The sequence below is a fragment of the Streptomyces sp. CNZ301 genome, from assembly GCF_004217425.1.
The window spans coordinates 4,127,372-4,141,847 of sequence record NZ_SHLG01000001.1 but is presented as its reverse complement, the minus strand read 5'-3'; the positions used below and the strand labels follow the sequence as shown (position 1 = coordinate 4,141,847).

Sequence of the window (14,476 nt, the reverse complement as noted above, 5' to 3'; positions counted from 1 at the left end):
TGAGTGGGGGCCTCCGGTCGCCGGGGCGACCGTCCTCCCGGGCGACCGTCCTCCCGGGGCGAACGCCGTCCGGCGGCGGCCGTCGCCACTGGTGAGCGACGCTCACCCTCCGTACGGCCGCCCTGCCCGACCCGGCCGCCGCCCCGACCCGGCCGCCGCCCCGACCCGGCCGCCGCCCCGAACCCGGCCGCCGCCCCGGACCCGGTCGGGGAGCCGGCACCGCGCGGCCAAGGGCTTCCTCCGGTGCGGGCTGCCGTTGTCGCAGAGGTGGTGCAGGCTGGAAGCAGCGGCCCGGAGGTGGGCCCTGCCGCCTCGCACTCCGCGCCGTGGGAAGAGGGCGGTGATGACGCGGCAAGACATTGCGGCTTCGCGACGCGACGAGCCCTTGGAGAGCGACGACGCGGCGACCCCTGCCACGGCCGTACTCGACGAGCGGGGCAGGGTGACCGCGTGGAGCGAGGGTGCCCGCCGCCTGCTCGGCCACCGCCGGGAGGACGTCGTCGGACGGGACGGCGCCGGGCTGCTGGCGGAGCACGCCGACCAGCCGGACGGTCCGGCCCCCGGCAGCCGAAGCTGGAGCGGGCACGTCGTACTGCGGCACCGGAACGGCTTCGACGTACGCGTGGGGCTGCTCGCGCGCCGCCGGGAGACGCCCTCCGGAGCGGAATGGCTCGTGGTGCGGGTCGCGGGCTCACGTCTGACCCCGCACCGGGACGAGACGCTGATGAGGTGGGGATTCGGCGAGTTCCCCTGCATCCTCGCGCTCTTCGACACGAATCTGCTGCTGGTGAGGGCGAACGCCGACATGGAACGCGCCGTCGGCCTCACCCAGGAACTGCTTCAGGGGCTGCGTCCCTCGGAGATGCTCTCGGCGCAGCCCGAACCCGGCAGCGTCGAGGAGGCGATGCGGGAGGCGATGCGGAAGGACGAGCGCCGGCATCTGAGCATGTTCCTGTGGGTGCCGGGCGAGGACAGGGAGCACGCCTGGTCGGTGTGGGTCGCGCCCTCGAAGGACGAGAACGGCCGGCTGCGGGGAGTGTGCTTCAGCGCGCAGGACCAGACGGAACAGTACGCGGCACAGCAGCGGCTGCTGGTCCTGAACAAGGCCGGAACCCGCATCGGGACCACCCTCGACATCAGCCGCACCGCGCAGCAGCTTTCCGATGTCGCCGTCCCGGAGTTCGCGGACTTCGTCAGCGTCGACCTGCTCACGTTCCTGGAACGCGGTGAGGAGCCGCCCCCCGGTGCCCGCGCGGGGCCTGTCGTGCTGCGCCGCGCGGGCCAGCGGTCCGTGACGGGCGGGAAGCCCGAGGATCTGGTCGTGCCGGGGGACGTGATCACTTATCCGCAGCTGTCGGCCCTCGTCGAGTCCCTGGACGGGAGAAGGACGACCAGCGCGGATGCGAGCCGCGACCTGCTCGCGAGGTGGGCGCCTCATGACCCCGAGCGGTGCGCCCGGCTGCGTTCGCAGGGGATCCACTCCGTGATGGTCGTGCCGATGCGTGCCCGCGGCCTGCTCCTCGGTGTCACCGTCTTCATGCGGCACCGGCGCCCGGAGCCGTTCAGCGAGGACGACATGCTGCTGGCCGAGGAGCTCACGGCCCGCGCGGGGGTGTCGCTCGACAACGCGCGGCGCTACATCGCGGAGCGCAACAGGGCCGAGACCCTGCAACGTGACCTGCTGCCGCAGCGGCTGCCGGAGCTGACCGCGGTCGAGACGGCCGCCCGCTACCTGCCCGCCCGGGAGCAGGCGGGTGTGGGCGGCGACTGGTTCGACGTGATTCCGCTGTCCAGCGCGCGCGTCGCTCTCGTCGTCGGCGACGTCGTGGGGCACGGCCTTCAGGCCTCGGGGGCGATGGCCCGGTTCCGCACGGCCGTACGGGCCCTGGCGGACATGGGTCTGCCGCCGGACGAGCTGCTCACCCGCCTCGACGACATGGTCACGCGCCTGTCGGACGAGGACGGTGCGGCGGGCGCGAAGTACATCGGCGCGACATGCCTGTACGCCGTGTACGACCCGGTCTCCCGGCTCTGCACCGCGGCATGCGCCGGCCACCCCTTGCCTCTCGTGGTGGGACCGTCGGGGGATGTGGAGATCGTCGGTCTTCCCACCGGGCCCCCGCTGGGCGTCGGCGGCATGCCGTTCGAGGCGTCCGAGCGGGAGCTGCCGGAAGGCAGCGTGCTGGCCTTCTACACCAACGGCCTGATCGAGACGCGTGACCGTGACATGGACGAGGGGCTCGAACTGTTCCGCCGGACGCTCGCCGGAACGTCCCAGTCCCTCGAAGCGGCGTGCAACCACGTCGTCGCGACGCTGCTCCGCGATCCTCCCCGTGACGACGCCGCGCTCCTGCTCGCCCGCACCCGCGAGCTGAGCCAGGCACAGGTGGCCACCTGGGACCTTCCGGCGGATCCGGCGGTCGTCGCGCGGATCCGCGAAGACGTCGCCTGCCAGATGAGCCGCTGGGAGCTGGACGAACTGGCGTTCAGCACCGAGCTGGTGGTCAGCGAGCTCGTCACCAACGCGATCCGCTACGGCCGGTCGCCGATCCGGCTGCGGCTGATCCACGACCGGGAACTGATCTGCGAGGTCTCCGACACCGGCATCGCCGCCCCGCACCTGCGTCCCGCCGGTCTCATGGACGAGGGCGGGCGCGGCCTGCTCCTCGTCGCCCAGCTGTGCCGGCGCTGGGGCGTGCGGTACGGCGCGCAGGGCAAGACGATCTGGGCGGAACAGAGCTCGCCGGGCGACCATCCGCCGCCCCTGGCGATGTGACGGGGCCCGGTGATGTCCGCCGTCCCGTGCGGACGCCGCGCGGCGCAGACGGACCCGAGCCCGTGACGGTGGCAGGCCTGTGACGGTGGCAGTCCTGTGACGGTGGCAGGGCGGTGACGACGGTCGGCCGCCAGGGGCTGTCCGCCGGACAGGCCGTAAGCCTCCGATGAGTTTTCCCCGGCCGACCCGTCCGACTGGGGAAGGGTCACCGACAAGCCGTCCCGGAGGACATCATGAGGAAGATCGCTGCTGGGTTGTTCATCGCGCTGGACGGAGTGGTGGAGGCGCCCGACCAGTGGCATTTCCCTTACTTCAACGACGAGATGGGCGCCGCCGTCGATGCGACACTCGGCTCGGCCGACACCCTCCTCCTCGGTCGCAGGACCTATGACAGCTTCGCCGGCGCATGGCCGGAGCGTGAGGCGGCGGGCGGTGAGGACGCCGCCTTCGCGAAGAAGCTCGGTGACGCACGCAAGATCGTCGTATCGAACCAGAAGCTCCACTTCAGCTGGCGGAACTCCGAGCAGCTGACGGGCGAACTCACCGAAGCCGTCGCGGCGTTGAAGAACGAGCCGGGCGGCGACATCGCCATGAGCGGTTCCGTCTCGGTCGTCCGCCAGCTGCTGGCCGCCGGGCTGCTGGACGAGCTGCATCTCCTGGTGCACCCGATCGCGGTCCGCAAGGGCATGCGCCTGTTCGACGAGGCCGAGACGCCGCTCCCGCTGAGGCTGATCTCGTGGGAGACGTTCCGCACGGGCGTGCTGAACCTTGTCTACGCGCCTGACGCGACGGTCGGCGACGCCACGTACGAGGACGCCAAGGGGCACTTGCCGCAGGGCGAGCAGTAGCGGCCACGGAAGCGGCCAGAGCAGCGGCCACAGCAGCGGCAACTCCCGCGAGTCGCGCCCGGGTCTTCCGTTTCCGCCCGGTCCGCGGCACGGGCGGGACGGCATCGCCGAACGGCGTTCCACGACGAACTGCCCGCGTGCTGCGCGGAGTCCGGCAGAGCGCACACCTTGCGGCCCGGGCCTCCGGTGGAGCGAGGACGGAGCGGAGGGTCCGTGTCGCGGTGGTCGCACGGGGGCACCCGCAGTCCAGAGACCGGAATGGCGGGTTCATTCCGCACGGCGAGCGTGGAGGCGGACATCCGATGAGCAGTGGCAGCGACGTGGACCCGGTGGACACGGCCGAGGAGACGATATTCACCTGGGGCGCGCCCCCGCTGAAGTTCGGAGCAGGCGCCGCCGACGAAATCGGATTCGACATGGCGCAGTTCGGGGCGGAACGCGTTCTCGTACTGACCGATCCGGGGATCGCCGCTCTCGGGATTCCGCAGCGCGTGGCCGAGAACATGAAGCGCTACGGCATCACCGCCGAGGTCTTCGACGGCGTGCACATCGAACCCACCGACGCCGCCTTCGAGGCAGCCGTGGAGTACGCGCGGGCCCGGGGGCCCTGGGACGGTTTCGTGGCGGTCGGCGGAGGCTCGGCCATCGACACCGCGAAGGCGGTCAACCTGCTCACGTCCTGCTCCGGCGAGCTGATGCACTACGTCAACAAGCCGATCGGCCGGGCCGAGACGCCCTCGCACCAGCTCAAGCCGCTCGTCGCAGTGCCGACGACCGCCGGTACGGGCGCCGAGAGCACCGCCATGTGCGTGCTGGACATCCTGTCGATGAAGGTCAAGACGGGCATCAGCCACTGGCGGCTGCGTCCCGCGCTCGCGGTGGTCGACCCGCTGCTGACGATGACCCTTCCGCCCGAGGTGACCGCGTCGGCGGGCATGGACATCGTCTGCCACGCGGTCGAGTCGTATACGGCGAAGTGGTACGCCGACTCCGGCCGGCGCAGGCCGGAGGAGCGGGTGACGTACTGCGGTTCGAACCCGGTCTCCGACCTGTGGTGCGAGAGGGCGATGGGCCTGATCGCGAAGTCGTTCCGCCGGGCCGTGCACAGCGGGGCCGAGGACGTCGAGGCGCGTACGGACATGATGATGGCGGCGACCTTCGCGGGCATGGGCTTCGGCAACGCCGGGGTGCACATTCCGCACGCCAACGGCTATCCGATCGCGGGCATGGTGAAGGACTACCGTCCCGCCGGCTACCCGCAGGACGAACCGATGGTTCCGCACGGACAGTCGGTCTCGCTGACGGCGCCGGAGGCGTTCCGGTTCAGCTTCCCCTCCGCTCCCGAGCGGCATCTGAGGGCCGCGGAGCTGCTGGCGCCGCAGACGGACATGCTTCCCGATCCCGTCGAGCAGCTGCCGCACGTGCTGGTCGAGTTGATGCGCGACATCGGCATCCCCAACGGCATCGGCGCCGTGGGGTACGGCGAGAGCGACGTGCCGGATCTGGTGCCGGGGACGATGAAGCAGCAGCGGCTGCTGTCCACCTGCCCCCGCCCCGTGGGCGAGGAGGAGATCGAGCGCATTCTGCTGCGCTCCGTGCAGAACTGGTAGCTCCGCCCCGTCCGTCGTCCGCCCTGTCCGTTGCCCGCGCCGCCGCCCGGTCGCCGACCCGTCGCACCGCTGCCCCGCCGCGCCCGGTCCTCGACCGCCGTTGTCCTGTCGCCGTCCGGGAACCTCCGTCCCGTCCGGGAACTTCCGTCCCGTCCGGGGCTTCCGTCTCGCCCGCCCCTCAGCCGGCCTCGACCTGACGGGCGGCGGCCCGGGGCGGCAGGGGCGTGCGGCCGCGCAGGGCCCGCCAGACGACCTCGATGCCCGACTCGCCCGGCGCGGTCGGGCCCTCCATGGCGGGCCGCCGCTCGACCTCGGTGAAGCCGAGGCGCACCGGCACTCCGCCGCTGGCCTCGTTGGCCTCGTCGTTGTGGATCTCCACAACGTCGATCCCGGGCAGGGAGAACGCCTCGCGCAGCAGGGCCGCCGCGGCGGCGGTCGCCAGGCCCTGCCGCGTCCACGAAGGGTGGATCCAGTAACCGATCTCCAGTCCGCCGGGGCCGATGCGGCGCATCAGGCCGCAGCTTCCCACCGTCGAACCGTCCACCGACACCGCGTAGTTGTACGCCTTGCCCTCGGCCCATTCACGCTCGCACCGGGTCACGAACTCGAGGGACGCGTCAGGGCTGTAGTCGTCGTGGGCCCACGGCATCCACGGCACAAGGTGCGCCAGCGACTCGGTGACCACCCGGTAGTGCACGTCGGCGTCCCGGCACCGCCAGCGGCGCAGCTCGACGCGGTCATGGCGGAGCCGCTCCGCGGGTCGGTTCATGCGGGGATCATTCCCCGGTGCGGACCGGTCCACAACTCGATTGCGTGCGAGGCCAGTTGCTCTCTCAGTTGTCCCTCTCACTGCTGTCCCCGTGTGTAGTACGAGACCAACTCCTGTGAGAGCGAGGGGACTTCGACAGGGACGTTCCCGGAGCGGAGCGACTTCGTGGCCGCGTGCCCCGCAGCGACCGCCTCGCGCGCCGCGAGCGGCGACGTCTGTGTCGGCCCGCCTTCGGCGGCGAAGCGGAGGAATTCCTCGACGAGCAGGCGGTCGGCCCCGCCGTGCATCTCCTCCGACCGCGGTACGGGGACGGTGAGGTCGGCGTCGTCGCGGTAGCCGGAACGGCGGGAGTTCCAGACCTTGATGACCGCTCCGTCGAGGTCTCCGAAGTTCTCCAGGCGCCCGTGGTCGCCGATCACCGTGTAGTTGCGCCAGTAGTCGGGTGTGAAGTGGCACTGCTCGTAGCTGACGAGCACACCGTTGCCGGTGAGGCCGTGCAGCATGCTGATGTCCTCCACGTCGACGACCGGATTGAGGCCGCGCAGCGCGGTCGGCGGCCAGTTCGCTTCGGGGTCGTTCCACTCCGACATGCGCTCGCCGCCGCGGTCGCGCCGGTCGGATATGCCTCCGAAGACGGCGAGTTCGCCGACGGCGGTCACCCGGCGCAGCGAATCCCCGGCGAGCCAGTGGATGACGTCCAGGTCGTGAGCGCCCTTCTGGAGCAGCAGACTTGTGGTGTTGCGCCGTTCCGCGTGCCAGTCCTTGAAGTAGAAGTCGCCTCCGTGGCCGACGAAGTGGCGGCACCACACGGCCCGGACCCGGCCGATCGCCCCGTCCAGGACGAGCTGCCGCATGCGGCGGACGAACGGCGCATGCCGGAGGTTGTGGCCGACGTACAGGCGGGTGCCGGTCGTTCTCGCGGTGTGCAGGACCAGGTCGCAGTCCTCGGTGGTGACGGCGAGCGGCTTCTCGACGAAGACGGCGGTGCCGGCGCGCAGTGCGTCGAGCGCGCACCGCGCGTGGAGGTGGTCGGGGGAGAGGACCATGACCGCGTCGAGTCCGCCGGCCGCCAGCATCTCCTCGTGCCCCTGGTGCAGGCGCACTTCGGGGCCGAAGAGTCTCCGTGCCGCCTGCTGCCCGCGCGGATGCGGGTCGGCGCAGGCCACGACCCGTGCCCCGGCACCGGGGCGGTGGGCGTGTGATGCCAGCGTCGCCCGCTCACCGACGCCGACGACTCCGATCCGCAGGTCGTCGCCCGTCAGGACGTCGCCCGTCATGGTCCGAACTCGCTCATATTCAGGACTCCTTCGTAATTGCTCGTTCCGAAGCCTTCACGCCCGCTCATATTTATGCAACAGTCCTCAATCAATCAGTCGTACAAGCAGTACGGATCTTTCGGCGCCGGACGATCCTCCGTTGCCGGACGGGGACGGGGACGGGGACGGGGACGCGGGCGCCGGAACCGGCGGAACGGGAAGAGGGGAGCACAGGGTGCGAGGTCACGATCTGGCCGCTCTGCGGCGGTTGAACACCATCGCCGTGCTGCGCTTCCTGCGCTCCCAGGGTCCGGGCCGCCCGCAGTCGCTCAGTCAGCTCGCCGCCGCCACAGGGCTCTCCCGGCCCACCGTCGACCAGGTCGTCGAGGAGCTGACCGCGCAGGGCTGGCTCACCGAGGCGTCCGACCCCGCGGCGGGACGCTCCGGCCGTCCGGCCCGGCGCTTCCGGTTCCGGGGCGAGGCGGGACGGGTCGTCGGCGTCGACATCGGTCTGCACAAGGTCGTGCTGCTGCTCTCCGACCTCGCCGGCGACATCACGGCGAGCCATCGCGAGGAGATGGACCCGGACATGGGCGGTGCGGAACGCCTGGCCTTCCTCCGGGCCCGCATCGAGCGCTTCCTCGACGACCAGAAGGTGCCCCAGGAGGAACTCTGGGCCCTGTGCGTCGGGGTGCCGGGCGTCGTCGGCGAGACGGGCCGCATCACTTCCGTGATCGTGCCGGAGTGGTCGGACTTCGAACTGGCGCGGAGGCTCGGCGAATCCTTCCCGTGCCGGATACTCGCCGAGAACGACGTCAACCTGGCAACCCTCGCCGAACACTGGCAGGGCGCCGCACAACTCGCCGACGACGTCGTGTGTCTGCTGATCGGCCACCGCTCGTCCTGCGGCGTGATGCTCGGCGGCCGGCTCCACCGCGGTCACCGCGGCTGGGCCGGCGAACTCGGGCTGCACCGCCGGCTCGGACTGTCCGACGCCCATGAGGAGCTGTCCTGGCGGGGCGAACGGCGACTTGGGACCTCCCCGCCGAAGGCGGTCGCGACCTCCGCGCCGGAGGAGGCCGGGGCCGGCCCGTCGGAGGCAGTTGCGGTCTCCCCGCCGAAGGCAGTTGGGGTCTCCCCGCCGGAGGCAGGGGAAGGGTCCGACATCGCCGCCCTCGCCCGCGCCGCCGGCGAGGGGAATCCGGAGGCGCTCGACGTCCTCGACCGCTACGCGGCCCGCCTCGCGCCCGGCATCGGCGCGCTCCTCCTCGCCGTCGATCCCGAACTCGTCGTTCTCTCGGGCGGGATGACCCCCGTCGGGGAGGCGCTGACCCCGCTGCTCACAAGGCATCTGCGGGATGTCGCGCTGGACGTGCCGCTGCACGTGCCGCGCATCGCCGTCAGCACGCTGGGCGAGCAGGGCGTGGCGCTGGGCGCCGTGCGCAAGGCGCTCGACAGCGTCGAAGCCCTGCTCTCCGACGCCACCGGTCCGCTGCCCTCCGTGCCGCCGTCCCCGACCCGCTGAGGCGGTCCCGCAGAGCGCGGCCGCCGTTCACCACCGGACCCGTCCGGACCTCTCACCCCACCACCGTCGTCCCCCATCCCCGTCCCCTCCCCGTGCTCACACCGTCCCCCGGGAGTCGCCGATGCGAAGGAGAACACTGCTCGCCGGAGCGCTGGCCGCCGCGCCTGCCGCCGCCGGCGCGGCCACGGGCTGTTCCGCGGGAGGCGCGTCCGCGCGCACTTCCGGCGGCCGCACCACCATCTCGTACGGGATGTGGGACCCGCTCCAGGTCGCCGGCATGGAGAAGATCATCAAGGCGTTCGAGGCGGAACATCCGAGGATCTCCGTCGACATCCAGGTCACGCCCTTCACCTCGTACTGGACGACCCTCAAGACCGCGATGCGCGGCGGCTCCGCCCCGGACGTGTTCTGGATGAACGCGGTGAACCTCCAGCTGTACGCGTCGGAGGGCGTGCTGCGGCCCCTGGATCCCTTCATCGAGCGCGACGGATTCGACATGGGCGTTCATCCGGAGGAACTGCTGCGGATGTACACCTACGAGGGCACGCACTACGGGATGCCGAAGGACTTCGACACGATCGGGCTCTGGTACAACAAGGAGCTCTTCGACAAGGCCGGCATCAAGTACCCGGACGAGAGCTGGACCTGGGACACGGTCCGTGACGCGGCGGCCGAACTCACCGACCCCCGCGCGGGCGTCCACGGCATCGCCGCGGAGATGAGCAGGCAGTACACCTTCTACAACACCATTGCCCAGGCGGGGGGTTACGTCATCCGGGACGGCCGTTCCGGCTTCGGCGACCCGCGCACCATCGAGGGCCTGCGCTTCTGGACCGACCTGATCGACCGCGGCCACTCCCCGTCGCAGAGCGCGATGACCGACACGAGGGGCCGCCAGCTGTATCTGTCGGAGAAGGTCGCCATGAACTACGACCTCTCCGCGATGGCCTCCCAGATGTACGCGGAGCCCGCCATCAAGGACCACGGCGGAGTCGCCGTGCTGCCCAAGGGGCGCAGGCGCGCCACCACGATCCACGGCCTGGCCGCGGCCATGTCCGGCAAGAGCCCCAACGCCGAGGCCGCCTGGCAGTTCGTGAAGTTCCTGGGCTCGCGGAAGGCCGCCGAGATCCAGGCGCGCGAGGGCGTGACGATCTCCTCGTACGAAGGCACGCAGGAGGCGTGGGTGAAGTCCATGCCGGAGTTCGACCTGAAGGTCTTCACCGACATGCTCGACTACGCCGTCCCCTATCCCGCCTCCAAGCGCACGACGGTGTGGGAGAACCTCCAACCGCAGCTGCTCGGCGGCCCGTTCACCGGCAAGGGCGGCATCGAGGGCGCCTCTCGCACCCTGGCCCGCCAGATGGACCTCGCCCTGGAACAGGAGAAGTGACGAGATGGCTGTCTTTCCCTCCACGGCCGGGGCCCGGCAGGCCGAACGGCGATTCCGCGAACGGCGATTCCGCGAACGAGGGCGCGGGCGCGGCGGCGACGGCACGCGTTCCCCGGCGACGGGCGCCGGTGCCAAGGGGCCGGGCCGCCGCTCGCAGCGGGCCGCGTACCTGTTCATCGCGCCCCTCGCGCTGGGCTTCCTCGTCTTCTACATCTGGCCGCTGCTGGAGACCCTCTGGTTCAGCTTCACCTCGTTCGGGGCCTTCGGCGGCAACTCCTGGGTGGGCGGCGAGAACTACGAACGGGTGGTGCGGGACGTCACCGTCGGCAAGGCACTCGGCAACACGCTGCTGTACATGGTGATGGGGCTGATGACGCTGCCCGTCGCCATCGTGCTGGCCGAGCTGATGAACCGGCGCGGGCTGCGCGGCGTCCCCGTCTACCGGGCGCTGTACTTCATGCCGTTCGTGACGCTTCCGGCCGCCGTCGGCCTGGTCTGGAACTGGCTCTACAACGGCGACTTCGGCATGGTCAACGAGGCGCTGTCGTGGATCGGCGTCGACGGACGGTACTGGGTCTCCGACCCCTCCACCGCCGTGTACGCGATCGGCGTCGTGATGATCTGGTCCCACATCGGCTACTACCTGATCATTTTCACAGCCGGCATCAAGGCCATCCCGCGGGAGTGCTACGAGGCCGCCGAGATCGACGGTGCCGGTCCCGTGCGGCGCTTCTTCCGCATCACGCTGCCGCTGCTGAGCCCGAGCATCTTCTTCGCGTCCGTCATCTGCGTCATCAACTCCCTTCAGCAGTTCGACCTGATCTTCGTGATGATGAGCCCCGAGAACCCGGCGCTCGGCGAGACGCAGTCCGTCGTGACGCTCTTCTTCAAGTGGGCCTTCGACGAGAACGCCCAGGGCGCGGCCGCGGCCCTCGCCTTCCTCCTCATGCTGCTGATAGCGGCCCTCACGTACCTGCAGTTCCGGTTCCAGAAGAGGTGGGTGCACTATGCCTGAACCGGCCCCCGTGACAACGGCCGCCGCGGCGACCGCCGCGACCACGCCCGACCCGGCGGCCCCCGCGTCCGGGCACCCGGCGCGCGGCCGGCGGATCGACCCCGGCTCCGTCGCCACCCATGCGGTCCTCTCGCTGGGCGCGCTGGCCATGGTCTTCCCCTTCCTGTGGCAGCTGCTGACCGCTTTCAAGACCATGCCGGAGGCGGTGCGCGTACCTCCGACGTTCCTGCCGGAGGCATGGAACTGGGCGGCTTTCCAACAGGTCTTCACGGCCGTGCCGTTCGGGGAGATGCTCACCAACAGCCTCCTGAACACCGCCGGCCGGACACTCGGGCAGCTGGTCTTCTGCTCCCTGGCCGCCTACGCCTTCGCGCGGCTCCAGTTCCGCGGCAGGAACCTGCTGTTCGCCCTGTTCCTGTCGGTGCTGATGGTGCCGCCGCAGCTTCTCGTGCTTCCGCAGCACGAGATCATGACGAAGCTGGGGCTGCTCAACAGCGCCCCGGCGCTCTTCCTGCCCGGCATGTTCAGCGCGTTCGGCACGTTCCTGCTGCGGCAGTTCTTCCTCGCGCTGCCGAAGGAGCTGGAGGAGGCCGCCCGCATCGACGGGGCCGGTCCCTTCCGGATCTTCTGGAGCATCATGCTTCCGCTCGTACGGCCCGCGCTCGCGGCTCTCGCCGTCATCACGGCGATGTGGTCGTGGAACGACCTGCTGTGGCCGCTGGTTGTCAACACCGACCCGGCGAAGGCGCCGGTCAGCGCCGGACTGATCTCCCTGGAGGGGCAGTTCATGACGAACTACCCCGTGATGATGGCCGGGTCGGTCATCGCCAGTCTCCCCATGCTTCTCCTCTACGTGCTGCTCCAGCGCCACTTCGTCCAGGGAATCGCGCTCAGCGGCTCGAAGGGCTGACGGCTCCCAGGGTTGAACGGCCGGAGGCGGGCCGAAGCGGCCCCGGCCCTCCGGTCAGCGCAGTCCGTACGGCCGCCGAGTCACCCGACTCCCCTGTGCACACCCGCCATCCGCACACCCCGACAAGGAAGGCAGTCCCCTATGCCGGAACTCGCAGTGGGGCTCATCGGCGCGGGCGGCATCGCCCGCGCCCATCTGCCCGCGTGGCTCGAACTGGGAGCGCGCGTCACCGTGTTCACCCCCGACGACAGCGGAGCGAAGCTCGCCGCGGAGTACGCGCAGCAGGGCGTACGGGCGGCGAGCAGCCTCGGCGAACTCCTGGACGAGGCCGAGGCCGTCGACGTCTGCACGCCCACGCACACCCACCGGGAGGTCGCCCTCACCGCGCTGCGGGCCGGGCGTCACGTCGCGTGCGAGAAGCCCCTCGCGCTCACCGTGGAGGACGTCGAGGAGATGATCGCGGAGGCGGAACGCGCGGGCGTACTGCTCTTCCCGGCCCACGTGGTGCGGTACTTCCCCGAGTACGCGGCCATGGCGGAGGCCGTCGCCGGAGGTGCGGTCGGGGAGCCGGCGGTGCTGCGGTTCACGCGGACGGGCACCTACCCGGTGTGGTCGCCCTGGTTCGCCGACCCGTCGCTCTCCGGCGGCCTGCTCGTGGACCAGATGATCCACGACTTCGACTTCGCGAGGCTGCTGGCGGGCGATGTGGCCCGGGTGCACGCGCACGTACGGGGGCATCAGGAGGCGCCCGCGCTCGCCGGCTGCGTCGCCGCGGGCACCGCCGTGCTCACCCACGCGTCGGGCGCGGTCAGCCACGTGCACGGCGTATGGGGGCTGCCCGACGCGCAGTTCCGCACGACCTTCCGCATCGCCGGACGCCGGGGAGTGCTCCACCACGACTCCGCGCAGACCAAGGCGTTCCGCGTGATCTCGCAGGGCCGGGCCACCGAGGGCGAGGGCATTCCGGCGACGAACCTCACCGAGAGCCCGTTCCTCACCGAGCTGCGGGAGTTCGCGCAAGCGGTCCGCGGCGGCCCCGCACCACGCGTGAGCGCACACGACGGCCTGGCGGCGGTACGCATCGCCCTCGCCGCGGCCGAATCGGCGCGCACGGGGCGGGCGGTCGACACGGGCGGCGGGAACGACGAAGCCGTCGGAGCCCGGGAAGCCCGGAAGCATCACGAGGTGGTTCAACAGGTCCGAGCGGTCCAGGAGGACCAACAGGACCACGAGACAGGGGAGGTGGCCCGATGAAGGTCGGCGTGCTCTCGTTCGCCCACGTACACGCGGCGGGCTACGCGAAGCTGCTCAGCGGCATGGACGGCGTCGAACTCCTCACCAGCGACCCGGACGCCGGATCGGCACCCGCGGGCGAGGTGCGCGGCAGCGCGCTGGCCGGGCAGCTCGGGGTCCCGTACGCCGCCACTTGCCAGGAGGTCTTCGACTGGGGTCCCGACGCGGTCATCGTCGCCTCGGAGAACTCCCGGCACCGTCCGCTCGTCGAACTCGCCGCCAAGCACGGCGTGGACGTGCTCTGCGAGAAGCCGCTGGCAACGACGGTCGAGGACGGCGAGGCCATGGTCGCGGCCTGCCGCGAGGCGGGAGTACGGCTGGGCGTGGCCTACCCCGTGCGCTTCAGCCACGCGTACGCGGCGCTGCGGGAGGCGGTGCGCAGCGGCGGAACCGGCCGCGTCCTGACGGTCGCCGGGGCGAACAACGGACGGCTCCCGGCGGACGCCCGCGCCTGGTTCACGGATCCCCTGCTGGCGGGCGGCGGCGCGCTGATGGACCACACGGTGCACATCGCGGATCTGCTGGACGACCTGTTCGGCGGGGCCCGCGCCGAGGAGGTCTACGCCCAGACGAACAACGTCATGTACGCGGCCGACGGCGTGGAGGTGGAGACCGCCGGCCTCGTGACGGTCCGCTACGACAACGGCGCCGTCGCCACCATCGACTGCAGCTGGAGCCATCCCGACCACCACCCCACGTGGGGCGGTCTCGAGCTTCAACTCGTCGGTGAGCGCGCCACGGTGGAGATGGACGCCTTCGGGCAGGTCGTCTCCGGATTCGACGATTCGCGGCGCGAGGGCGTGCTGCTGCCGTGGGGGAACGACCTCGACGGTGCGATGGTGCGGGCGTTCCTCCACGGGACGCGGTCCGGGTCCGCGGTCCAGGTCGCCGACGGCGAGGCGGGCCTCCGCTCACTGCGCATCGCCCTGGCGGGCTACGCCTCGGCCCGCTCGGGGCAGCCGGTGCGCCTGGAAGGCTGAGCGCGCCCCGCCGGGCGAACTCACCGGCCGAACTTCCCGCCCGGGCGCCCGGGTTGTGACCGGGCACCCGGGCGGGGGCGGAGCGTGGTCACCAGTACCGACGC

11 protein-coding genes are annotated in these 14,476 nt (G+C 71.3%); 9 read left to right on the top strand and 2 right to left on the bottom strand.

What is annotated here, in order from left to right; genetic code table 11:
- The first annotated feature begins 343 nt into the window (after nucleotides 1–343).
- The 3 genes from EV375_RS17880 to EV375_RS17870 all read left to right on the top strand — a co-directional run bounded on the left by EV375_RS17880 (nucleotide 344) and on the right by EV375_RS17870 (nucleotide 5,234).
- A complete protein-coding gene (locus EV375_RS17880) occupies nucleotides 344–2,776 on the top strand; it encodes a SpoIIE family protein phosphatase (RefSeq protein ID WP_130300315.1) in 2,433 nt (810 codons plus the stop codon).
- Between the two features lie 233 nt (nucleotides 2,777–3,009).
- A complete protein-coding gene (locus EV375_RS17875; RefSeq protein ID WP_130300314.1) occupies nucleotides 3,010–3,624 on the top strand; it encodes a dihydrofolate reductase family protein in 615 nt (204 codons plus the stop codon).
- A 302-nt stretch (nucleotides 3,625–3,926) separates the two neighbouring features.
- Nucleotides 3,927–5,234, top strand: coding sequence for a hydroxyacid-oxoacid transhydrogenase (locus tag EV375_RS17870; RefSeq protein WP_130300313.1), 1,308 nt, complete (start codon nucleotides 3,927–3,929; stop codon nucleotides 5,232–5,234).
- Between the two features lie 178 nt (nucleotides 5,235–5,412).
- Here the strand turns inward: EV375_RS17870 and EV375_RS17865 are convergent, their stop codons facing one another.
- Nucleotides 5,413–6,003 (bottom strand): GNAT family N-acetyltransferase, encoded by a 591-nt coding sequence (locus EV375_RS17865; RefSeq protein WP_130300312.1) that lies wholly within the window; start codon nucleotides 6,001–6,003, stop codon nucleotides 5,413–5,415.
- A 77-nt stretch (nucleotides 6,004–6,080) separates the two neighbouring features.
- The gene (locus EV375_RS17860; RefSeq protein ID WP_130300311.1) at nucleotides 6,081–7,280 is read right to left on the bottom strand and encodes a Gfo/Idh/MocA family protein; all 1,200 of its coding nucleotides are present in this window, start codon (nucleotides 7,278–7,280) and stop codon (nucleotides 6,081–6,083) included.
- A 214-nt stretch (nucleotides 7,281–7,494) separates the two neighbouring features.
- On the opposite strand from EV375_RS17860, the gene EV375_RS17855 reads away from it, so the two are divergent.
- From EV375_RS17855 to EV375_RS17830, 6 genes are all read left to right on the top strand, one after another.
- Nucleotides 7,495–8,784 carry an ROK family transcriptional regulator gene (locus EV375_RS17855; RefSeq protein ID WP_130300310.1) on the top strand — a complete coding sequence of 430 codons (1,290 nt, stop codon included), beginning with the start codon at nucleotides 7,495–7,497 and terminating at the stop codon, nucleotides 8,782–8,784.
- A gap of 121 nt (nucleotides 8,785–8,905) precedes the next feature.
- Nucleotides 8,906–10,174: an ABC transporter substrate-binding protein gene (locus tag EV375_RS17850; protein WP_130300309.1), complete on the top strand. Its 1,269-nt coding sequence runs from the start codon at nucleotides 8,906–8,908 to the stop codon at nucleotides 10,172–10,174.
- A gap of 4 nt (nucleotides 10,175–10,178) precedes the next feature.
- The gene (locus EV375_RS17845) at nucleotides 10,179–11,189 is read left to right on the top strand and encodes a carbohydrate ABC transporter permease (RefSeq protein WP_130300308.1); all 1,011 of its coding nucleotides are present in this window, start codon (nucleotides 10,179–10,181) and stop codon (nucleotides 11,187–11,189) included.
- Nucleotides 11,182–12,099 (top strand): carbohydrate ABC transporter permease, encoded by a 918-nt coding sequence (locus tag EV375_RS17840; RefSeq protein ID WP_130300307.1) that lies wholly within the window; start codon nucleotides 11,182–11,184, stop codon nucleotides 12,097–12,099. The genes EV375_RS17845 and EV375_RS17840 overlap by 8 nt, the downstream gene beginning before the upstream one ends.
- 141 nt (nucleotides 12,100–12,240) lie before the next feature.
- On the top strand, nucleotides 12,241–13,353 hold the full coding sequence (locus EV375_RS17835; RefSeq protein WP_130300306.1) for a Gfo/Idh/MocA family protein: 1,113 nt from the start codon (nucleotides 12,241–12,243) through the stop codon (nucleotides 13,351–13,353).
- Complete coding sequence (locus EV375_RS17830) at nucleotides 13,350–14,372, top strand: Gfo/Idh/MocA family protein (RefSeq protein WP_130300305.1); 1,023 nt, start codon at nucleotides 13,350–13,352, stop codon at nucleotides 14,370–14,372. Before EV375_RS17835 ends, EV375_RS17830 begins: the two co-directional genes overlap by 4 nt.
- Nucleotides 14,373–14,476 lie beyond the last annotated feature (104 nt).